General features: G+C 66.7%; 21 protein-coding genes. 10 read left to right on the top strand and 11 right to left on the bottom strand.

Features of this window, described 5'->3' with window-relative positions:
- Nucleotides 1-16 precede the first annotated feature (16 nt).
- From ACEOAB_RS25570 to ACEOAB_RS25590, 5 genes are all read right to left on the bottom strand, one after another.
- Nucleotides 17-2,323 (bottom strand): methyl-accepting chemotaxis protein, encoded by a 2,307-nt coding sequence (locus tag ACEOAB_RS25570; RefSeq protein WP_413750921.1) that lies wholly within the window; start codon nucleotides 2,321-2,323, stop codon nucleotides 17-19.
- A gap of 42 nt (nucleotides 2,324-2,365) precedes the next feature.
- On the bottom strand, nucleotides 2,366-2,899 hold the full coding sequence (locus tag ACEOAB_RS25575; protein ID WP_495653180.1) for a chemotaxis protein CheW: 534 nt from the start codon (nucleotides 2,897-2,899) through the stop codon (nucleotides 2,366-2,368).
- A gap of 19 nt (nucleotides 2,900-2,918) precedes the next feature.
- The gene (locus ACEOAB_RS25580) at nucleotides 2,919-3,284 is read right to left on the bottom strand and encodes a response regulator (RefSeq protein WP_007838401.1); all 366 of its coding nucleotides are present in this window, start codon (nucleotides 3,282-3,284) and stop codon (nucleotides 2,919-2,921) included.
- Nucleotides 3,284-3,682 carry a response regulator gene (locus ACEOAB_RS25585; protein WP_007838399.1) on the bottom strand — a complete coding sequence of 133 codons (399 nt, stop codon included), beginning with the start codon at nucleotides 3,680-3,682 and terminating at the stop codon, nucleotides 3,284-3,286. Before ACEOAB_RS25585 ends, ACEOAB_RS25580 begins: the two co-directional genes overlap by 1 nt.
- An 84-nt stretch (nucleotides 3,683-3,766) precedes the next feature.
- Nucleotides 3,767-3,937, bottom strand: a complete 171-nt coding sequence (locus ACEOAB_RS25590) for a rubredoxin (RefSeq protein WP_007838397.1) — start codon at nucleotides 3,935-3,937, stop codon at nucleotides 3,767-3,769.
- Nucleotides 3,938-4,048: 111 nt separating this feature from the next.
- On the opposite strand from ACEOAB_RS25590, the gene thiD reads away from it, so the two are divergent.
- The 3 genes from thiD (at nucleotide 4,049) to ACEOAB_RS25605 (ending at nucleotide 6,955) form a co-directional block, all read left to right on the top strand.
- On the top strand, nucleotides 4,049-5,005 hold the full coding sequence (thiD, locus tag ACEOAB_RS25595; protein WP_413750007.1) for a bifunctional hydroxymethylpyrimidine kinase/phosphomethylpyrimidine kinase: 957 nt from the start codon (nucleotides 4,049-4,051) through the stop codon (nucleotides 5,003-5,005).
- A 21-nt stretch (nucleotides 5,006-5,026) separates the two neighbouring features.
- Nucleotides 5,027-6,313, top strand: coding sequence for a glutamate-1-semialdehyde 2,1-aminomutase (gene hemL / locus ACEOAB_RS25600; RefSeq protein WP_413750008.1), 1,287 nt, complete (start codon nucleotides 5,027-5,029; stop codon nucleotides 6,311-6,313).
- A 168-nt stretch (nucleotides 6,314-6,481) separates the two neighbouring features.
- Nucleotides 6,482-6,955 carry a hypothetical protein gene (locus ACEOAB_RS25605; protein ID WP_413750009.1) on the top strand — a complete coding sequence of 158 codons (474 nt, stop codon included), beginning with the start codon at nucleotides 6,482-6,484 and terminating at the stop codon, nucleotides 6,953-6,955.
- A 116-nt stretch (nucleotides 6,956-7,071) separates the two neighbouring features.
- Here the strand turns inward: ACEOAB_RS25605 and purH are convergent, their stop codons facing one another.
- The 3 genes from purH to dusB are packed head-to-tail and all read right to left on the bottom strand — an operon-like array spanning nucleotide 7,072 to nucleotide 10,014.
- Entirely contained in the window at nucleotides 7,072-8,679 is a 1,608-nt protein-coding gene (gene purH / locus ACEOAB_RS25610; RefSeq protein WP_413750010.1) for a bifunctional phosphoribosylaminoimidazolecarboxamide formyltransferase/IMP cyclohydrolase, read from the bottom strand.
- 16 nt (nucleotides 8,680-8,695) lie between these two features.
- The gene (locus ACEOAB_RS25615) at nucleotides 8,696-8,932 is read right to left on the bottom strand and encodes a Fis family transcriptional regulator (RefSeq protein WP_007838304.1); all 237 of its coding nucleotides are present in this window, start codon (nucleotides 8,930-8,932) and stop codon (nucleotides 8,696-8,698) included.
- Nucleotides 8,933-8,949: 17 nt separating this feature from the next.
- Nucleotides 8,950-10,014 (bottom strand): tRNA dihydrouridine synthase DusB, encoded by a 1,065-nt coding sequence (gene dusB / locus ACEOAB_RS25620; protein ID WP_056595435.1) that lies wholly within the window; start codon nucleotides 10,012-10,014, stop codon nucleotides 8,950-8,952.
- Between the two features lie 175 nt (nucleotides 10,015-10,189).
- On the opposite strand from dusB, the gene ACEOAB_RS25625 reads away from it, so the two are divergent.
- The gene (locus ACEOAB_RS25625) at nucleotides 10,190-10,654 is read left to right on the top strand and encodes a YqaA family protein (RefSeq protein ID WP_007838306.1); all 465 of its coding nucleotides are present in this window, start codon (nucleotides 10,190-10,192) and stop codon (nucleotides 10,652-10,654) included.
- Here ACEOAB_RS25625 and ACEOAB_RS25630 read toward each other — a convergent pair whose 3' ends face one another.
- Complete coding sequence (locus ACEOAB_RS25630) at nucleotides 10,655-11,329, bottom strand: glutathione S-transferase (protein WP_413750011.1); 675 nt, start codon at nucleotides 11,327-11,329, stop codon at nucleotides 10,655-10,657.
- A gap of 181 nt (nucleotides 11,330-11,510) precedes the next feature.
- Nucleotides 11,511-12,602 (bottom strand): redox-regulated ATPase YchF, encoded by a 1,092-nt coding sequence (gene ychF, locus ACEOAB_RS25635; RefSeq protein ID WP_007838310.1) that lies wholly within the window; start codon nucleotides 12,600-12,602, stop codon nucleotides 11,511-11,513.
- 208 nt (nucleotides 12,603-12,810) lie between these two features.
- Between ychF and ACEOAB_RS25640 the strand changes: the two genes are divergently transcribed.
- Genes ACEOAB_RS25640 through rbsD form a run of 6 tightly spaced genes read left to right on the top strand, consistent with a single transcriptional unit; the run spans nucleotide 12,811 to nucleotide 18,862 of the window.
- Entirely contained in the window at nucleotides 12,811-13,764 is a 954-nt protein-coding gene (locus ACEOAB_RS25640; RefSeq protein ID WP_413750012.1) for a sugar ABC transporter substrate-binding protein, read from the top strand.
- Between the two features lie 38 nt (nucleotides 13,765-13,802).
- Nucleotides 13,803-15,395, top strand: a complete 1,593-nt coding sequence (locus tag ACEOAB_RS25645) for a sugar ABC transporter ATP-binding protein (RefSeq protein WP_495653181.1) — start codon at nucleotides 13,803-13,805, stop codon at nucleotides 15,393-15,395.
- Nucleotides 15,392-16,381, top strand: a complete 990-nt coding sequence (locus tag ACEOAB_RS25650; RefSeq protein WP_413751121.1) for an ABC transporter permease — start codon at nucleotides 15,392-15,394, stop codon at nucleotides 16,379-16,381. The genes ACEOAB_RS25645 and ACEOAB_RS25650 overlap by 4 nt, the downstream gene beginning before the upstream one ends.
- Before the next feature lie 32 nt (nucleotides 16,382-16,413).
- A complete protein-coding gene (locus tag ACEOAB_RS25655; protein WP_413751120.1) occupies nucleotides 16,414-17,511 on the top strand; it encodes a LacI family DNA-binding transcriptional regulator in 1,098 nt (365 codons plus the stop codon).
- On the top strand, nucleotides 17,508-18,473 hold the full coding sequence (gene rbsK, locus ACEOAB_RS25660) for a ribokinase (RefSeq protein ID WP_495653182.1): 966 nt from the start codon (nucleotides 17,508-17,510) through the stop codon (nucleotides 18,471-18,473). The genes ACEOAB_RS25655 and rbsK overlap by 4 nt, the downstream gene beginning before the upstream one ends.
- The gene (gene rbsD, locus ACEOAB_RS25665; protein WP_413750699.1) at nucleotides 18,470-18,862 is read left to right on the top strand and encodes a D-ribose pyranase; all 393 of its coding nucleotides are present in this window, start codon (nucleotides 18,470-18,472) and stop codon (nucleotides 18,860-18,862) included. The genes rbsK and rbsD overlap by 4 nt, the downstream gene beginning before the upstream one ends.
- Before the next feature lie 22 nt (nucleotides 18,863-18,884).
- Here rbsD and ACEOAB_RS25670 read toward each other — a convergent pair whose 3' ends face one another.
- Nucleotides 18,885-19,763, bottom strand: a complete 879-nt coding sequence (locus ACEOAB_RS25670; RefSeq protein ID WP_413750698.1) for an MOSC domain-containing protein — start codon at nucleotides 19,761-19,763, stop codon at nucleotides 18,885-18,887.
- Nucleotides 19,764-19,770 lie beyond the last annotated feature (7 nt).

Genomic DNA, 19,770 nt, shown 5'->3' on the forward strand with positions numbered 1-19,770 from the left:
TTCTTATCTATCGGGGTCAGGCAATCTTGAAACGGGCCACCGAACGGCGCAGTTCTTCGGCCATCTGCGACAGCTCGCGCACCTGCTGGGCGGTGGTGCGCGTGCCTTCGCCGGTCTGTTCCGTCACGGCAAAAATGTGCTGGATGTTCGCGGCCACCACGTTGGCCGAATCGGCTTCGCGGGAGGCGGATTGCGAAATCTGCTCAATGAGGTCGGCAAGACGGCGCGACACGCGGTCGATCTCGGACAGCGCGGTACCCGCGTTGTCGGACAGCTTGGCCCCTTCGACCACACCCTGCGTGGAACGCTCCATGGCGCCCACCGCATCCTGCGTGTCGGTCTGAATCGCCTTCACCAGCGCCGAGATCTGGCGCGTGGCGTCTGCGGAGCGTTCGGCCAGTCGCTGAACTTCTTCCGCCACCACCGAGAAGCCTCGGCCGGCTTCACCGGCCGATGCGGCCTGGATGGCAGCGTTCAGCGCCAGCACGTTCGTCTGTTCGGTAATGTCCGAGATCAGCTCGGTGATTTCGCCAATCTCCTGCGACGACTCGCCCAGGCGCTTGATCCGCTTGGAGGTTTCCTGGATCTGGTCGCGGATGGAGTTCATACCGCCGATGGCGTTCTGCACGGCCTGCAGGCCCGAGGACGCGGCTTGCAGCGACTGGCGCGCCACCGTGGCGGACTCTTGCGCCTGCGTGGACACGCCGTTGATTCGCTCGGCCATGGTCAGCACCGACTGGCCGGTTTCGCGAATTTCGCGCAGCTGTTCGGTCGAGGCGGCCAGCAGTTCGGTCGAGGTGCTTTCCACCTGAGACGTCGTCTGCGCCACACGGGTCGCCGTGTTCTGCACGTTGCCCACCAGCAAGCGCAGTTCTTCCACCGTGTAGTTCACCGAGTCGGCGATGGCGCCGGTGATGTCCTCGGTCACGGTGGCTTCCTGCGTCAGGTCGCCTTCGGCCACTGTCTGCAGTTCGTTCATCAGGCGAAGAATGGCGGCCTGGTTGGCGTTGTTGATGCGGCCCACCTCTTCGGAGGACTGCTCGGCAGCCAGACGTTCGCGCTCGGCGTTGGCGGCGCGTTCGCGGCCTTCGCGCACCTGCACGAAACCGATGGCACCGGCGAGTGCCAGGGCGGCCAGCGACAGCACGAACAGCAGCACGATCGTTCCGGCGCCGAGGCCGGTGCGTGCGGAGAGCTTGTCCTGCAGGTCGCCGAGCGACTTACGCAGCGGCTCGCTGTCGGTCAGGATCGAAGCCTGCGCTTCGCGCGCCGCCACCAGGCCCTGCAGGTTGCCCAGAATGGCGGAAGCTTGCGTGCGCATCTGCTCGTAGGTCTTCAGGATGGCTTCGAGCTGCTGGCGCGTCTGCGGGTCTTTCGAGCCGGGGAAGCGCTGCTGCGCATTGCCGTCGAGCAGGCCGCGGGTGGTTTCCTGGAAGGTGTTCAGGTCCTTGCCGAGCAGGAACACGGCGTCGGGGTTCACACCCTCGACCGTGAAGAACTCGTTGGTCGACTTGCCGATGCGCTGCGTCAGCATCACGAGCTGGCCGGCGGCCGAGATCTCGGGCAGCGTGGCGTTCTGCTGCATCTTCAGCGACGCGACGGTTTCCGTCATTTCGAGCAGCGTGGACGACTGCTGGTTGATGTCGCGCAAGGCGGCACCCACCTGCGTCAGGATCTGGCGCTGGGCCAGCACGGCCTTGGCGCTGGCATCGGCACGAGTGACGAGGGGATTGATCTTGTTCATCTCCTCGTCGTACTGGTTGCCCACTCGCTCCAGGTGCAACGAGTCGTCGCCGTTGGTCAGACCCGCGACGCGGCGCGAGAGGTCGTCGGCGCTGTCCTTCACTTCGACGAACGCCGAGGCGCTGCCGACGAGGGCCTGCGAGATCGACTTGGCAAGGCGCTGCGACTGCATCAGCGACTGGCCGGTGGCAGCCACCTGCTGCGCCAGGCGGTCCGCGCGAAGAATGGCGGAGCCGGCCACCAGCAACAGCAACAGCACCGCGACGGCCAGCATGATGGCCAGGATACGCTGCTGCCGCGCCGGATTGGAGCCCGCGCGGCCGCCGGTGGTGTCGGGCACCGCTTCGGCAGCCGCAGCGCCCGGCTCGTTGGCGGCGTCGCCCGACAGGTCGAGGTCGCTAAAGCCGGTGTCCGCGGGCGCGGCCCCCTTCTTGGCGAGGCGCACGGTTTTCTCGTCCGGGACCTGGACGGTGTCTACGTCGTCGATAGACAACGTGGAACCGGAGCCATCGACGCGGGCATTGTCGTTCCCGTTGGTCACGGGCAGTAATTTCTTGAACTTGTCGGCGATCGAGCTCACGGTCGGTCCTTCAGATAGTTTCCGGTACGGCGTGCGGGGGCACTACGCACCAATGCTCAAAAACTGGGGTTGCTGGGAAAGCGCCTGCAGGTTGACTTCCTGCCAGCGTTCTCCCGCCGCGTCGGTAAACAGATGCCCATGCCAGGCAGGTGCTTCTGCGCCAGGAGGCTCGGAGGCCGTGAAGGCCTCCGCACCCCGCAACCCCGCCAGTCGATCGACCAGCAAAGCGCAGTTGACTTCGAGCAGCTCGTTGAAAGCAACGCGCCGCGACTGGATGCGGGCCGCCTCGGTGGCGGCCAGCGCGCCCGGAACGCCGGTGGCGAATGCCGACAGCTGCACGACGCCATAGAGGCCGCCGCGCAGGTTGGCAACGCCGAGGAACCACGGCTCCGTGTAGGGCACGGGCTGTGGCGGCGTCCAGGGAAAGATTTCGCCGGCGTGTCCCAGCGGGAAGAGGTATTTGCCCTCGCCCGCCTCGACCGCCAGCCACGTGGCGGCCACGCCCGTCGTGCGAGCCGCCTGCAGGCGGCTCGCCAGCCGGGACTGGAAGGCTCTCAGAGCGTCGCGATTCGCCATGGGTTCAGCAGACTTCCGCTCAGGCCAGCGCGCTGATCTTGGACATCAGGTCGGTCGCGTTGACCGGCTTCACGATGTAGTCGCGCGCGCCCTGGCGCATGCCCCAGACGCGATCGGTTTCCTGGTTCTTGCTGGTGCACAGGATGATCGGGATGGCTGCGTACTTCGGGTCGCGGGCGATGGCGCGCGTGAGCTGGAAGCCGTTCTGGCCGGGCATCACGACGTCCATGAGGATCAGGTCGGGCTGCTCTTCCTCCAGGCGACGCATGGCGTCGTCGGCGTTTTCGGCCGTCTTGACGGCAAAGCCGTTCTTCTGGAGGAGGTCGGTCAGGAACATCAGTTCCGTCTTGGAGTCGTCGACGACGAGGATTTTTCGAATGGGCATTACTGCGCTTCCTGTTGAACGATGCCAAACTGCTGCACGGCCTGCAGCAGCTGGTCTTTGGTGAAAGGCTTGGTCAGGTAGTCTTGCGAACCGACCATGCGGCCGCGTGCCTTGTCGAAGACACCGTCTTTCGAAGACAGCATGACGACCGGAACGTTGGAAAAATTGGCGTTGCGCTTGATGATGGCGCAGGTCTGGTAACCGTCGAGCCGCGGCATCAGGATGTCGCAGAAAATCAGATGCGGCTTGTGGTCATTGACCTTGGAGAGCGCGTCGAAGCCGTCCTCCGCGAGAAGAACCTCATGCCCACCCTGCTTCAAAAAAATCTCGGCACTGCGCCGGATGGTGTTGCTGTCGTCGATGACAAGCACCTTGTAACCTGATCCATTCGGGCCCATTGCAAACGCTCCTGCTCATGAGACTTGGAAGCCCGCCGCGCCGAACACCGACGCAGACCGCGTAGCTCTATCTATGCCATGCTTTCAGATTTCAACCATTTCGAAGTCTTCCTTGCGCGCACCGCACTCAGGACAGGTCCAGTTCATCGGCACATCGGCCCAGGCCGTGCCTGCCGCGATACCGTCTTCCGGTACACCCACTGCTTCGTCATAGATCCACCCACAAATCAGGCACATCCAAGTTTTCGTATTCATCGGAGCTTAAAGTCCTTGTTCATTAAATGCAACGAGTGTATCTATGCGTATCTCACTGACGGACGGTAAACGTCGCGCCTATGCCACCATCCAGGGGATTCCGCCCGGCTTATGACCATCTACTTACATTCCGCAGACAACACCCGCAAACCGGGCGATCTTAACGACCCCTCGCAGGACGACGAATCGATCGCCGAACGCGACCTGAATCCCCCCTGCGTGCTGGTGTTCAATGCCAGCGATCCCAGCGGGGCGGGCGGACTGGGCGCCGACGCCCTCGCCATGGCGTCGGTGGGCGCACACATCCTGCCCGTTGTCACAGGGGCCTACGCCAGGGACACGGCCGAGATTTTCGACCACTTTCCCTTCGATGAAGAGGCCATCGCCGAGCAGGCGCGCGCCATCCTGGAGGACGTGGAAGTCCAGCTGATCAAGGTGGGCTTTGCCGGCACCACCGAGGCCCTGAGCACCATCGCCGAGACCGCCGCCGACTATCCCGAGGTGCCCGTGGTGGCCTACATGCCCAACCTTTCGTGGTGGGACGAGAACCTGATCGAGCCCTATCTGGACGCTTTTCGGGAACTTGTTTTGCCGCAAACCACAGTGTTGGTAGGAAACCACAGTACGCTGTGGCGCTGGCTGCTTCCGGACTGGAACGGGGAGCGGCCACCCACTGCGCGCGACATTGCCAAGGCCGCCGGCGAGTTCGGCGTGCCCTATACGCTCGTGACCGGCCTGATGCTGCCCGAGCAGTTCATCGACAACGTGCTGGCCTCCCCGCAGTCAGTGCTCGCCAGCGAAAAATACGAGCGGCTCGAGGCCGTCTTCGCCGGCGCCGGCGACACCCTGTCGGCCGCCCTGGCCGCCCTGCTGGCCAGCGGCACCGACCTCGTGGCCGCGACCAGCGAAGCGCTGGCCTACATGGACCGATGCCTCGACGCGGGCTTCCGACCCGGCATGGGCCATGTGCTGCCCGACCGCCTGTTCTGGGCCGAGCCCGAGGACGATGATGAAGACCCGGACGCCGAACCGGACTTCGCCCTCCCACCCCACGACACCCGACACTGAATAACCACCCATTTGCCTCCGATGCCCAACACTGACCGCAACGACACCCTCTTCGAGCGCGCCCGCGCCGTGATCCCCGGAGGCGTGAACTCGCCCGTGCGCGCCTTCAAGGCCGTGGGCGGCACGCCCCGCTTCATCCAGCGCGCGCAGGGCGCCTATTTCTGGGACGCCAACGACAAGCGCTACATCGACTACATCGGGTCCTGGGGTCCGATGATCCTGGGCCACGGCCACCCCGCCGTGGTGGAGGCGGTGCAGAAAGCCGTGCTCGAAGGCTTCTCGTACGGCGCGCCGACCGAGCGCGAGATCGAGCTGGCCGAGGCCATCCTCGCTCTGGTGCCGTCGATGGAAATGGTGCGGCTCGTGAGCTCGGGCACCGAGGCCGCCATGAGCGCGCTGCGCCTCGCGCGCGGCGCCACCGGCCGCAAGAGCATCGTCAAGTTCGAAGGCTGCTACCACGGCCATGCCGATGCGCTGCTGGTGAAGGCCGGCTCCGGCCTCGCCACCTTCGGCAACCCGACCTCGGCCGGCGTGCCGCCCGAGGTGGTGCAGCACACCATCGTGCTCGAGTACAACAACCTGCAGCAGCTCGAAGAAGCCTTCTCGCTGCACGGCAACGACATCGCCTGCCTGATGATCGAGGCCATCGCAGGCAACATGAACTTCGTGCGCGCGACGCCCGAATTCGCCCAGCGTTGCCGCGAGCTGTGCACCCAGCACGGCGCGCTGCTGATATTCGATGAAGTGATGACCGGCTTTCGCGTGGGCCTGTACGGCGCGCAGGGCGTGCTCGGCATCAAGCCCGACCTCACGGTGCTCGGCAAGGTCATCGGCGGCGGCATGCCGCTCGCGGCCTTCGGCGGTCCGCGCGCGATCATGGAACAGCTCGCGCCACTGGGCCCGGTCTACCAGGCCGGCACGCTGTCGGGCAATCCGGTGGCCACGGCCTGCGGCCTCGCCACGCTGAAGGAGATCGCCAAGCCCGGCTTCTATGAAGCGCTCGGCAAGAAGACGCGCTCGCTGGTCGACGGCCTGAAGGCCGCAGCCGCGGCCGAAGGCCAGCCCTTCAATGCCGACAGCGAAGGCGGCATGTTCGGCTTCTTCCTCATGAAGGACCTGCCGCAGAACTACGCGACCGTCATGACCACCGACAACGCCAAATTCAATGCGCTGTTCCACGGCCTGCTCGACCGCGGCGTGTACATCGCGCCAGCACTCTACGAAGCGGGCTTCGTGAGCGCGGCCCACACCGACGACGACATCGCCGCCACCGTCGAGGCCGCGCGGGACATCTTCAGGAAGCGCTGAGGCCGCGCGCATCGCGGCGCGGTGTCACGAATTTCGTAAGTGCGCCGGGTATATTGCGCCGGCACTCGGCGAAGGCGGCTTCTCGGGTTGCGGCACCAGGGATTCCAAGAAAAGTGCGCCCGCCATCGAAGTGGCCCGCGCACACAGACACCGAAGACGTTCCGGCCCATGATCCCCTTGCGCACGCTGCCGATGCTGGCGGCCCTTCTTCTTCCGGCACTCGCGTGCGCACAGGACGCCTTCGAGCCGAAGAACATCTGGGTCAACCCCGGCTTCTACTCGGCGCACTTCGACCGCAGCAAGGGGCTGGAGAACGTCAACCAAGGCCTCGGCTTCGAGTACCCGCTGAACGACACGTACCGCATCACGGCGGGCACCTTCCACAACAGCGACCGCAGGCAATCGAACTACCTCGGGCTGTACGTGCTGCCCTTCGAGTTCTACGGCGTGAAGTTCGGCGCCGTGGTCGGCGGCTTCGACGGCTACCCCAACTACCGCAACAGCAACTGGTTCCCGGCCATCCTTCCGGTGGCCGCCATCGAAGGCAGGAACTGGGGCTTGAACATCGCCTACGTGCCGACGATCAAGAACCGGCTGTACGGCGCGCTCACCTTCCAGCTGAAGTACCGGTTCGGAGAATAGGCTCGCCCCCAGGCTACGCGCACTTCGTGTCGCTTCGCCACCCCCCTACCGGAGGCAACACCTGCGGCCCGGCAAAGCCGGTTCCGCGGTGTTTTCGAAGAAGCTGAAGAAGCCCTTCAATGCCTGAAGTGACGAACGCCCGACAGCACCATCACGACACCGCGTTCGTCGGCGGCATCGATCACTTCCTGGTCGCGCATCGAGCCGCCCGGCTGGATGACGCAGCTCGCGCCCGCATCGACCACCACGTCGAGGCCGTCGCGGAACGGGAAGAAGGCGTCGCTCGCCACGGCCGTGTCCTTCAGCGACAGGCCGGCGTGCTCGGCCTTGATGCTGGCGATGCGCGCAGAATCGAGGCGGCTCATCTGCCCCGCGCCCACGCCCATGGTCATGCCATTGGCGCAGAACACGATCGCGTTGCTCTTGACGTACTTCGCGACCTTCCAGGCGAACAGCAGGTCTTGCAGCTGCTGCGGCGTGGGCTGCTTCTTGCTGACCACCTTCAGGTCGCTGGCGGCGAGCTCGTGGTTGTCGGCGGTCTGGATCAGGAGACCCGAGCCGACGCGCTTCACGTCCATGGCGTTGCGGCCGTTGTCCCAGTCGGTGGCCCCGCCCTTGGGCAGCGCGATTTCGAGCACGCGCACGTTGAGCTTGGCCTTGGTGGCCTGGAACACTTCGAGCGCCTCGGGCGTGTAGCCGGGCGCCATCAGCACTTCGACGAACTGCTTGGCGATTTCCTGCGCGGTCGCGCCGTCCACCGGGCGGTTGAAGGCGATGATGCCGCCGAAGGCCGAGGTCGGGTCGGTCTTGAAGGCCTTGCCGTAAGCCTCGGCCGCATCCTTGCCGATGGCGACGCCGCACGGGTTGGCGTGCTTCACGATCACGCAGGCAGGCACGTCGAAGCTCTTCACGCATTCCCATGCGGCATCGGCGTCGGCGATGTTGTTGTAGCTGAGCTCCTTGCCCTGCAGCTGCTTGGCCGACACGAGCGAACCGGGTGCCGGGTACAGGTCGCGGTAGAACGCAGCCTGCTGGTGCGGGTTCTCGCCGTAGCGCAGGTCCTGCACCTTCACGAAACGGCCGTTGCTCTGCGCCGGGAACAACGAGCGCTTGGGCGCTGGCTGGCCGATGCTGGCCTCGAAGTCGATGGCCGAGAGGTAGTCGCTGATGGCGCCGTCGTAGTCGGCGATGCGGTTGAACGCGGCCACCGAGAACGCGAACTTGGTCTTGTCGCTGAGCTTGCCGCCGGCCTTCAGTTCGGCCAGCGCCACGGCGTACTGCGATGCGTCGGTCAGCACGCCCACGTCTTTCCAGTTCTTGGCCGCGCTGCGCACCATGGCCGGACCGCCGATGTCGATGTTCTCGATCGCGTCTTCCAGCGTGCAACCGGGCTTGGCCACGGTGGCTTCGAACGGGTACAGGTTGACCACCAGCAGGTCGATGGTGTCGATGCCGTGTTCCTTGATGGCCGCCACGTGCGCGGGCAGGTCGCGGCGCGCGAGCAGGCCGCCGTGGATCTTCGGGTGCAGCGTCTTCACGCGGCCGTCGAGCATCTCAGGAAAGCCGGTGTGGTCGGCAACTTCGGTGACGGGCAGGCCGGCATCGGCCAGCAGCTTGGCGGTGCCGCCGGTGGACAGCAGCTTGATGCCCAGCGCATGCAGCGCCTGGGCGAATTCAAGGATGCCGGTTTTGTCGGAAACGGAGATGAGTGCGGTCTGGGCCATGGGATATGCCGTGGAGTTATTTCAAAAGTTTGTGTTCGACCAGCTTCTTGCGAAGCGTGTTGCGATTCAGGCCCAGCCATTGCGCGGCTTTGGATTGATTGCCTTCCGCGCGCGTCATGACGACGTCGAGCAGGGGTTTCTCGACCACGCGCACGAGCATTTCGTACATGCCGTCGGGTTCGGTGCCGCGCAGGTCGCGAAAGTAGCTGTCCAGACTGGTGCGTACGCAGTCCTCGATATGTTTCTTGCTCATTGCTTCTTCTCTTTTTCTCAATCGACGGCGCAAGCCGCCTCCTCTTCACCCGACGACGCCTCTTCGTCCGCCAGGTGCTGCACGGGCATGCGGTCCATGCGGTCCGCCAGCCCGTCGAAATAGCCGCCGACCGCGCGCAGCTGCTCGGCACAGTCCTCGATGGTGTTCATGCGTGCGCGGAACGCTTCGCCGTCGGGCAGCGTGCGCACGTACCAGCCGATGTGCTTGCGCGCCGTGCGCACACCGCTGTAGTCGCCGTACAGCGCATAGTGCTCCACCAGGTGGTCGAGCAGCAAGCGGCGCACTTCGGCCACCAGCGGCGGCGCGCGGTGCGTACCGGTCTCCAGGAAATGCGCGATCTCGCGGAAGATCCACGGCCGGCCCTGCGCGGCGCGGCCGATCATCACCGCGTCGGCGCCAGTGGCCGCAAGCACGTCGCGTGCCTTCTCGGGCGATCGGATGTCGCCGTTGGCCACCACCGGCACGCGCACCGCGGCCTTCACGGCGGCGATGGTGTCGTACTCGGCGAAGCCCTTGTAGCCCTGCTCGCGTGTGCGGCCGTGCACCGTGAGCATCTGCACGCCGGCCGATTCGAAATCGCGCGCGAGCTTCACCGCGTTGCGGTGCTCTTCGCTCCAGCCGGTACGCATCTTGAGCGTGACCGGCACGTTGAAAGGCTGCGCGGCATCGACCACGGCCTGCACGATTTCAAGCGCCAGCGGCTCGTCGCGCATCAGCGCCGAACCGGCCCACTTGTTGCAGACCTTCTTGGCCGGGCAGCCCATGTTGATGTCGATGATCTGTGCGCCGCGCTCGATGTTGTAGACCGTGGCCTCGGCCATCATGGCCGCGTCGGTGCCGGCGATCTGCACCGCGATGGGGCCGGGTTCGCCGTCGTGGTTCGCACGGCGCGATGTCTTGAGCGTGCCCCAGAGTTCCTTGCGCGACGTGACCATCTCGCTGACCGCGTAGCCGGCGCCGAGTTGGCGGCACAGCATGCGGAAGGGCCGGTCCGTCACGCCGGCCATGGGCGCGACGAACAGGCGGTTTTCCAGCGTGTGGGTGCCGATCTGCAAGGTCATTTGGAAGGGGAGCGGTGCGAGTTCGGCTGCTGAAAAATGAGGCACGATTGTAGCCACGCCGCATTTCAGCGACTGAAACGATTTGCGGCCTGGGTACCCGTGTAAACACCGGTGCGATCCGGGGCTTTCTCCCACGGAATTGCGAGGTGAGCACTGCCTATACTTCGCCCACCTTATGCAAGCGTGGCTCGACTCCCTCATGGCGCTGCTGGCGCTGCCGCAGTACGGTCTGTCGACCCTCTTCGTCGCGGCCTTCGTCTCGGCCACGCTGCTGCCGGTGGGCTCCGAGCCCTTTCTCTTCGGGCTGCTCAAGCTCAACCCCGACATGTTCTGGCCAGCCATCGCTGTGGCCACCATCGGCAACACGCTGGGGGGCGCGGTCGACTGGTGGATGGGCTACGGCGCGCACAAGGTGGCCGACAAATACTCGCACTCGAAACACCATGTGCGAGTTCTGGGCTGGCTGGAGCGGCTCGGCCCGAAGGCCTGCCTGCTGAGCTGGCTGCCGCTGGTGGGAGATCCGCTGTGCGCGGTGGCGGGCTGGCTCAAGCTGCCGTTCTGGCCTTGCGTGGCCTACATGGCGATCGGGAAATTCCTGCGCTACATCACCATGACGGTGGCGCTGCTGCAGGTCTTCTGATCAGTTCAACAAAGCGTAGGGGCCGCCGCGCTCGAGCGCGCGCTTGTACGCGGGACGCGCGTGGATGCGCTCCAGGTACGCCATCAGCTTCGGTCGCTTCGCATCGAGCCCGCCGCGGGCCTGCGAGGCTTCGACCACGAAGCTCATCTGGATGTCGGCGCCTGTGAAGGCATCGCCCGCGAACCACTCGCTCTTGCCGAGCTCGGCCTCCATGTAGTTCAGGTGGTTCGCGATGTTCGGGTTGATGAACGCCGACTTCGCCTTTGCCGCGATGGCCTTGGCGATGGGCTTCGCGAAGAAGGGCATCTTGCTCGTCTCGATGCGGTCGAACACCAGCTTCAGCAGCAGCGGCGACATCGCCGTGCCTTCGGCGAAATGCAGCCAGTAGCGATAGCGCATCGCCTCGGGCGAACCCGCCGCGGGCGCGAGGCGGCCATTGCCATGGCGCTCGATGAGCGTCTCGATGATCGCGCCCGACTCCGCGAGCGTGAGCCCGTCCTGCGTCGTGACGACCGGGGACTTGCCCAGCGGATGGATGGCCCGCAGCGAAGCAGGCGCCAGACTGGTTTGCGGATCGCGCTGGTAGTGGACGATCTCGTAGGGCAGCTCGAGCTCTTCGAGCAGCCAGAGCACGCGCTGCGAGCGGGAGTTGTTGAGGTGGTGGACGGTGAACATGGGGGGCGGGCCTTGTGGAGGAAAGAGAGGGCGCGCGGAGTCTATCCAACAACATCCTCGAAAGCCCACGGAGCCCTTTCGCGAGACACCGAGGAACCGGCTCCGCCGGGCCTCAGGTGTCGCCCCCGGCAGGGGGAAGGCGAAGCGACACGAAGTGCGCGCAGCCTGGGGGCGAGCCCTATTACGAGCTGAACAGGAAGTTCATCACGTCGCCATCCTTGACAACGTATTCCTTGCCTTCCGAACGCATCTTCCCCGCGTCCTTCGCACCCTGCTCGCCCTTGAAGGCGATGTAGTCCTCGAACGCGATGGTCTGGGCGCGGATGTAGCCCTTCTCGAAGTCGCCGTGGATCACGCCGGCCGCCTGCGGGCCGGTGTCGCCGATATGGATGGTCCAGGCGCGCACTTCCTTCACGCCGGCGGTGAAGTAGGTCTGCAGGCCCAGCAGCTTGAAGGCGGCGCGGATCAGGCGATTCAGGCCGGGCTCTTCCTGGCCGATCTCGGCGAGGAACATCTTCTTGTCTTCATCGTCCATCTCGGCCAGGTCGGCTTCGATCTTGGCGCAGATGGCGACCACGGGCGCGCCCTGCTTGGCGGCGTACTCGCGCAGGCGATCGAGGTAGGGGTTGTTCTCGAAGCCGTCTTCCGCCACGTTGCCCACGAACATCGCGGGCTTGGCGGTGATCAGCGTGAAGCTCTTGACCAGCGGCTGCTCTTCCTTGGTGAACTCCAGCGCGCGCACCGGCGTGTTCTCGTTCAGCGCGGCCTGGCAGCGTTCGAGCAGGCCCACCAGCTTCTGCGCGTCCTTGTCGCCGGAACGGGCCACCTTGGTGTGGCGGTGCAGCGCCTTCTCGACCGTGGCGAGGTCGGCCAGGCAGAGTTCGGTCTGGATCACTTCGATGTCGGAGATCGGGTCGACCTTGCCGGCCACGTGGATCACGTTCTCGTCGTCGAAGCAGCGCACCACGTTGACGGTGGCGTCGGTCTCGCGGATGTGCGCCAGGAACTTGTTGCCCAGGCCTTCGCCCGTGCTGGCACCGGCCACCAGGCCGGCGATGTCGACGAACTCGACGATGGCGGGCACGATGCGCTCGGGCTTGACGATCTCGCTCAGTTGCGCGAGCCGCGGATCGGGCACTTCCACCACGCCCACGTTGGGCTCGATGGTGCAGAACGGATAGTTCTCGGCCGCGATGCCGGCCTTGGTCAGCGCATTGAAAAGGGTGGATTTACCGACGTTGGGCAGGCCGACGATGCCGCATTGCAAACTCATGGGGGGTCCTCTTGGGTAACCGCCAATTTTAGGCGAGCGGGATTGCAGGCCGGTCCGGCAGGGCTTCGGGCCCTCCTTCCCTACCCCAAAACATCAGGGTTAGCCCCGATTAGCAAACGTTTGCGCAAACGTTTCCCTCGGCTAACATCGGAGCCCCCGGCAAAGACCGGCGTACCGCTCTGATCAACCATCCCAGGAGACATTCACCATGAAGTTCACCCGCCGTACCCTGCAAAGCGCTGCCGCCCTCACGCTGCTGGGCGCCATTGCCGGAACCCCCGCCTTCGCGCAGGACAAGCCCAAGGTCGCGCTGGTCATGAAGTCGCTGGCCAACGAGTTCTTCCGCACCATGGAAGACGGCGCCAAGGCGCACCAGAAGGCCCATGCCTCCGAATACACGCTGGTGGCCAACGGCATCAAGGACGAGACCGACACCGCCGCCCAGATCAAGATGGTCGAGCAGATGGTGGCGCAGAAGATCAATGCACTGGTCATCGCGCCGGCCGATTCGAAGGCGCTGGTGCCGGTGATCAAGGCCGCCATCGACAAGGGCATCCTGGTGGTCAACATCGACAACCAGCTCGACGCGGCCGCGCTCAAGGAAAAGGGCATCCAGGTGCCGTTCGTCGGCCCCGACAACCGCGCCGGCGCCAAGCTGGTGGGTGACGCGCTCGCCAAGGAGCTGAAGGCCGGCGACAAGGTCGGCATCATCGAGGGCGTGTCGACCACCTTCAATGCACAGCAGCGCACGCTGGGCTATCAAGATGCCATGAAGGCCGCCGGCGCAACGGTGGTGGGCGTGCAGTCGGGCCAGTGGGAAATCGACAAGGGCAACACGGTGGCCGCCGGCATGATGCGCGAGCACCCCGACCTGAAGGCGCTGCTGGCCGGCAACGACAGCATGGCGCTCGGCGCCGTGGCCGCGGTCAAGGCTGCGGGCAAGACCGGCAAGGTGCTGGTGGTGGGCTACGACAACATCGGCGCCATCAAGCCGATGCTCAAGGACGGCCGCGTGCTCGCCACCGCCGACCAGTTCGCCGCCAAGCAGGCCGTGTTCGGCATCGAGACCGCGCTGAAGGCCATCGCCGACAAGAAGAAACAGTCGGAGATGCCTGCGGAGGTGAAGACCGACGTCGTGCTCGTCACCAAAGACTCAAAGTAAGAAACCAGAAAGAGCAGACGTTGACAGCATCCGCCGCCATGAACCTCACAACGGCCCAGCCCGTGCTCTCGCTGAGCGCCATGGGCAAGGACTATGCGGCGCCGGTGCTGGACGACGTCTCGCTCGTGCTCAACGCCGGTGAAGTGCTGGCCCTCACGGGCGAGAACGGCGCCGGCAAGAGCACGCTGTCGAAGATCGTCTGCGGCCTGGTGCAGCCCACGCGCGGCCGGATGCTGCTCGACGGCCAGCCTTTTGCGCCCGGCTCGCGCCGCGATGCCGAGCGGCTGGGCGTGCGCATGGTCATGCAGGAGCTCGGCCTCGTCACCACGCTGTCGGTGGCCGAGAACTTGCTGCTCGACCGGTTGCCCAACAAGACCGGCTGGATCCGCCGCGGCAAGCTGCACGAGCTGGCCGCGCAGCAGCTGGCCAAGATCGGCATGCAGAACATCGACCCGGCCACGCCCGTGGCGCGGCTGGGCATCGGCCAGCAGCAGATGGTCGAGATCGCGCGCAACCTGCAGGACGACACGCGCGTGCTGGTGCTCGACGAGCCCACCGCCATGCTCACGCCACGCGAAACCGCGCACCTGTTCGAGCAGATCGACCTGCTGAAGGCGCGCGGCGTGGCCATCGTCTACGTGTCGCACCGTCTTGAAGAATTGCAGCGCATCGCCGACCGCGTGGCGGTGCTGCGCGACGGCCGGCTGGTCGACGTGCGCGCCATGGCCGGCGTGCGCGAATCCGAGCTGGTGCAGCGCATGGTGGGCCGCGCGGTGCACGAGCATGAAGGCCGCGACCGCCGCGTGGCGGGCCCGGTGCTGCTGAGCGCGCGCAGCATCGGCCGGGCGCAGGCCGTGCGCGACGTCGACATCGACCTGCGCGCGGGCGAAGTCATGGGCCTGGCCGGCCTGGTCGGCTCGGGCCGGACCCAACTGGTGCGCCTGCTGTTCGGCGCCGACCGCGCGGACCGCGGCGAGATCTCCCTTTATGAAAACGGCCAGCCCACGCAGCACGCGCGCAAGGGCTGGCGCTCGCCGATGCAGGCCATCCGCGCCGGCATCGGGCTGGTCACCGAAGACCGCAAGTCGCAGGGACTGCTGCTGCCGCAGTCGATCCGCGTCAATGCCACGCTGAGCGACCTCGGCGCCATCTCCCATGCCGGCTGGCTGCAGCGCGCCAAGGAGCGCAGCATTGCGCAGAAGCTGGTGGAGCTGCTGCGCGTCCGCTCGCGCAGCATCGAACAACCGGTTGCCACGCTGAGCGGCGGCAACCAGCAGAAGGTGGTGTTCGCGCGCTGGCTGCACCGCGAATGCAAGGTGCTGCTGCTGGACGAACCCACGCGCGGCGTGGACGTGGGCGCGCGCGCCGACCTGTACGCCGAACTCGACCGCATGACCGACGCCGGCAAGGCACTGCTGATGGTGTCGAGCGACCTGCGCGAACTGATGGCCATGTGCGACCGCATCGGCGTGATGAGCGCGGGCCGGCTGGTCGCGGTGTTCGAGCGCGGCGCGTGGAGCGAGCAATCGCTGCTGGCCGCCGCATTCAGCGACGCGACAGGACGCGCCGCCAACCCGCCGACGGTATCCGCCGTTTCCGATCCGACCCCGGCCACCGCCGACACACCATGAACGCTGCCGCCACCCCGACCTCCTCCGCTTCGCCGTCCGCGCTCAAGGGCCAGCTCGGCACCTACCTGGGCCTGACGGTCGTGCTCGTGGGCATGATCGCGCTGTTCGGAACGCTCAGCGAATACTTCCTGACGCGCGAGACCTTCGTCTCCATCGCGAATGAAATCCCCGCCCTGGCCGTGATGGCCGTCGGCATGACCTTCGTGCTGATCATCGCGGGCATCGACCTGTCCGTCGGCTCCGTGCTGGCGCTCAGCGCGGCTGTCACCGCGGCCGCCATCCTCGAATGGAAGCTCTCGGTGCCGCTGGCCGCCGTGCTCGGCCTCGCCACCGGGCTCGTCTGCGGCACGGTCACCGGCGCGGTGTCGGTCGCCTGGCGGCTGCCGAGCTTCATCGTCTCGCTGGGCATGCTCGAAGCGGTGCGCGGCGGCGCCTACCTCGTGACCGATTCGCGCACGCAGTACGTGGGCGACGCCATCTCGGGCCTGGCCGCCCCGTGGATCGGCGGCATCTCGGCCGCCTTCGTGCTCGCAGTGGTGCTGGTGGTGGTCGCGCAGATGGTGCTCACGCGCACGGTGTTCGGACGCCACGTGGTGGGCATCGGCACCAACGAAGAAGCGATGCGCCTGGCGGGCGTGGACCCGCGCCCCATCCGCATCATCGTGTTCGCCGCCACCGGCCTGCTGGCCGGGCTCGCGGGCCTGATGCAGTCGGCCCGGCTCGAAGCGGCCGACCCCAACGCCGGCGTCGGCATCGAGCTGCAGGTGATCGCGGCCGTGGTCATCGGCGGCACCAGCCTCATGGGCGGGCGCGGCTCGGTGATCAACACCTTCTTCGGCGTGCTGATCATCGCGGTGCTCGAAGCCGGCTTGGCGCAGGTGGGCGCCAGCGAGCCGAGCAAACGCATCATCACCGGCGCCGTGATCGTGGTGGCCGTGATCATCGACACGCTGCGCCAGCGCCGCGCGGATCGCCGCCTGGCCTGACAGCATCCCGCCTCACGAGGAACACAAAAGCCATGGCCACCATCAAGGACGTCGCACTGAAGGCGGACGTTTCCGTCACCACCGTGTCGCACGTGGTCAACGACACGCGCCACGTGAGCGCCAAGGTGCGCGAGCGCGTGGAGCTTGCCATCCGCGAACTGGGCTACGTGCCCAATGCGATGGCGCGCAGCCTGAAGAGCAACACCACCTCGACGCTGGGCATGCTGATTCCCAACAGCTCGAACCCCTACTTCGCCGAGATCGTGCGCATCGTGGAAGACCGCTGCTTCGGCGCCGGCTACACGCTGGTGCTGTGCAACACCGATGACGAACCGCACCGCCAGAGCGTCTACCTGAAGGTGCTGGCCGAGCGCCGCATCGACGGGCTGATCGTGGTGTCGACCGGCGCGGGCACCGCCGACGACGATTCGCTGGCGAAACAGCTGCACGGCCTGCGCGTTCCGACCGTGCTGGTCGACCGCGAGATCGACGACCCGGCCTGCGACCTGGTGGAAACCGCCCACATGCAGGGCGGCCTGCTCGCGGTGCGGCACCTGCTGTCGCTGGGCCACAAGCGCATCGCCTGCATCGGCGGGCCCGCGGGCGTGATGCCGAGCGAGCAGCGCATCGAAGGCTGGCGCATGGCGCTGGCCGAGACCGGCGCGACGCCCGACATCGCGAACGCCAACGCGCTGCTGTGGCGCGGCGGCTTCACCAGCCAGGGCGGCTACGAGGCCATGCACGCCATCCTGCGCACCGAGCAGAAGCCCTCGGCCGTGTTCGTCTGCAACGACCTGATGGCCATCGGCGCGCTGCGCGCTGCGCATGAAAGCGGCGTGCGCGTGCCCGACGAACTCTCGATCGTCGGCTTCGACGACATCGAACTCTCCGCCTACACAAGCCCCCCGCTCACCACCGTGGCGCAGCCCAAGGAGCGCATCGGCGCACTGGCGGTGGACATGCTGCTCGAACGCGTCGGTGGCAAGCGGCGCGACGCGCGCAAGGTGGTGCTGCAGCCCGAGCTGCGCGTGCGCGCCTCGACCGCGCGGCATGCGAGCTTCCGCGAGCCCGCCGCGCCCCTTGCGACCGAAACGCCTGCAACGCCAACCCGAAAGTCCCGCACCCCGTGAGCCCGAAGCCTTCTTCCAGCAGCCCCTCCCCGGCGCCGCGCATCGTGGTGCTCGGCAGCCTCAACATGGACCTGGTGCTGCGCGTACCGCATGCGCCAGCCGCGGGCGAAACCCTGCTCGGCCATTCGATCGCCACCATTCCCGGCGGCAAGGGTGCCAACCAGGCGGTGAGCTGCGCGCGTGAAGGCGGACAAGTGCAGATGATCGGCTGCGTCGGCGACGACGCGCACGGCACGGCGCTGCGCAACGCGCTGCAGAACGACGGCATCGACACCGCCGCGCTGCGCACCGTGGCCGGCGAGCCCACCGGCACGGCGCTGATCCTCGTGGAAGACAGCGGGCAGAACCGCATCGTGATGATTCCCGGCGCCAACGCCCGGGTCGAGGTGGACGAAGCCGCGCTGAAACAGCAGGTGCAGGGCGCCGCCTTCCTCGTCACGCAATTCGAGACCCCCATGGGACAGGTCGCACGCGCCATCGCCGTAGCGCACGGCGCGGGCTGCAGGGTGCTGCTGAACCCCTCGCCGGTGCAGGCGATCGCCGAGCCGCTGTGGCCGCTGATCGACACGCTGGTGGTCAACGAGATCGAGGCGCAGACGCTGTGCGGCCAGTCCGCCGACAGCCCGCAGGAAGCGGCGCAGGCTGGCCAGGCGCTACGCGCCAAGGGCATCGCGCGCGTGGTCGTCACGCTGGGTTCGCGCGGCGCCGTGGCCGTCGATGCCGACGGCGCGCGCCACCATCCCGCGCCGAAGGTGCAGGCGGTCGACACCACGGCCGCCGGCGACACCTTCCTGGGTGCGCTCGCGGTCGCGCTGGGCGAGGGCCAGTCCTTCGACGAGGCCGTGCGCCTGGGCATCCGCGCCGCGGCGCTGTGCATCCAGCAGCCCGGCGCCCAGCCTTCCATCCCGCAGCGCGACGCCGTGCTGCGCAGCCCCTTGCCTCCAGACTGGATCACGCTGTGAAACGCACCGCCCTGCTGCACGCCGAACTCTCCCATGTGATCGCCTCGCTGGGCCACGGCGACATGCTGGTGCTCGGCGACGCCGGCCTGCCGATTCCGGATGGCCCGCGCCGCATCGACCTTGCCGTGGCGCGCGGCGTGCCGCTGCTCACCGACGTGCTGAATGCCGTGCTGTCAGAGATGCAGGTAGAGAGCATCGTGGTGGCCGACGAGGCGCTGGGCGATGCGAAGAAGCTGCCGGCCTGGTATCCGCAGTCGCTGGGCATCGAGCCCCAGACCGTGTCGCACGAGGAATTCAAGCGCCGCACCGCCAAGGCCCGCGCCATGGTGCGCACGGGCGAATGCACGCCCTACGCGAACATCATCCTGATCGCCGGAGTGAAGTTCTGAGGCGCCGCTCGAGCGCCTTCGCTCATTCGAACTTGTAGTTCGCGCCCACGGACTGGCCGACCTTGAGCATGTGCTCCACACCCTGGATCACGATGCAGTTCATGCCAAAGGTGATGCCGCCATCCACGCGCGCGTCGGCGCGGTAGGTGCGCAGCGTGTCGCCGACCTCGGGGCTGCTGAGGGCGGTGGCCGGGTCGATGTCCGGGATCGGGCAGCGCGTGCAGGGCTTGACGGGGCGCAGTTCGGCCTCGCCTTCGCCGGTCGTGATGTGCAGCGCGTCGATGCGGTCCTCGTCGTGCGACTCGATGCCGCCCAGCACAACGTTGGGACGGAAGCGCTCGATGCCCACGGCGCCGTGGCCCTGCGCCGCGAGGCGTTCATTGAGCTCGGCCAGCGAGCCCTCGCTCGCCACCAGCAGCGCGTAGCCGTCGGCGAACTGGGTCTGCGCCTCGACGCCGTCGGTCCATTTCATGCTCGACAGGCGCTTGTGCTCGGGATCGAAGCGCACGAGGCGCAGGGTCTGCGGCCTGCCGGGCTCCGAGAGGAAATCGCTGAACCACTGGGCGGCGATGTCGCCCATGTCGTAGGCGGCCACCTCGTCCTTCCATACGCGCACACGCACCGGCTTCTCGACCCGGTCGAAGGCCAGGTGCAGCGCCAGCATGCCGGGGGCGCGCAGCACCACTTCCATCTGTTTCATCTGCGGCTTGATCAGCGCCATGCGCGGCAGCTGCCGCTGGGTGACGAATTCGCCCTGGGCATCGACCACCATCCAGGCCCGGTCGAACTCCAGCCCGGTCTCGGTCAGCAGCATTTCGGGAAGCTCGACCCCGGCGCAGGACTTGACCGGGTAGATGAACAGGCGCGCGATGGTGGCTTCGAGGTCGAAAGACTGGGACACGGTGGGG

This window comes from Variovorax sp. Varisp53 (assembly GCF_059491555.1).

Excerpts from the sequence above, each read along its gene's own strand:
- ACEOAB_RS25575 (WP_495653180.1), bottom strand. The coding sequence starts at position 2,899 with ATGGCGAATCGCGACGCTCTGAGAGCCTTCCAGTCCCGGCTGGCGAGC.
- ACEOAB_RS25580 (WP_007838401.1), bottom strand. The coding sequence starts at position 3,284 with ATGCCCATTCGAAAAATCCTCGTCGTCGACGACTCCAAGACGGAACTG.
- ACEOAB_RS25585 (WP_007838399.1), bottom strand. The coding sequence starts at position 3,682 with ATGGGCCCGAATGGATCAGGTTACAAGGTGCTTGTCATCGACGACAGC.
- ACEOAB_RS25590 (WP_007838397.1), bottom strand. The coding sequence starts at position 3,937 with ATGAATACGAAAACTTGGATGTGCCTGATTTGTGGGTGGATCTATGAC.
- thiD (WP_413750007.1), top strand. The coding sequence starts at position 4,049 with ATGACCATCTACTTACATTCCGCAGACAACACCCGCAAACCGGGCGAT.
- hemL (WP_413750008.1), top strand. The coding sequence starts at position 5,027 with ATGCCCAACACTGACCGCAACGACACCCTCTTCGAGCGCGCCCGCGCC.
- ACEOAB_RS25605 (WP_413750009.1), top strand. The coding sequence starts at position 6,482 with ATGATCCCCTTGCGCACGCTGCCGATGCTGGCGGCCCTTCTTCTTCCG.
- purH (WP_413750010.1), bottom strand. The coding sequence starts at position 8,679 with ATGGCCCAGACCGCACTCATCTCCGTTTCCGACAAAACCGGCATCCTT.
- ACEOAB_RS25615 (WP_007838304.1), bottom strand. The coding sequence starts at position 8,932 with ATGAGCAAGAAACATATCGAGGACTGCGTACGCACCAGTCTGGACAGC.
- dusB (WP_056595435.1), bottom strand. The coding sequence starts at position 10,014 with ATGACCTTGCAGATCGGCACCCACACGCTGGAAAACCGCCTGTTCGTC.
- ACEOAB_RS25625 (WP_007838306.1), top strand. The coding sequence starts at position 10,190 with ATGCAAGCGTGGCTCGACTCCCTCATGGCGCTGCTGGCGCTGCCGCAG.
- ACEOAB_RS25630 (WP_413750011.1), bottom strand. The coding sequence starts at position 11,329 with ATGTTCACCGTCCACCACCTCAACAACTCCCGCTCGCAGCGCGTGCTC.
- ychF (WP_007838310.1), bottom strand. The coding sequence starts at position 12,602 with ATGAGTTTGCAATGCGGCATCGTCGGCCTGCCCAACGTCGGTAAATCC.
- ACEOAB_RS25640 (WP_413750012.1), top strand. The coding sequence starts at position 12,811 with ATGAAGTTCACCCGCCGTACCCTGCAAAGCGCTGCCGCCCTCACGCTG.
- ACEOAB_RS25645 (WP_495653181.1), top strand. The coding sequence starts at position 13,803 with ATGAACCTCACAACGGCCCAGCCCGTGCTCTCGCTGAGCGCCATGGGC.
- ACEOAB_RS25650 (WP_413751121.1), top strand. The coding sequence starts at position 15,392 with ATGAACGCTGCCGCCACCCCGACCTCCTCCGCTTCGCCGTCCGCGCTC.
- ACEOAB_RS25655 (WP_413751120.1), top strand. The coding sequence starts at position 16,414 with ATGGCCACCATCAAGGACGTCGCACTGAAGGCGGACGTTTCCGTCACC.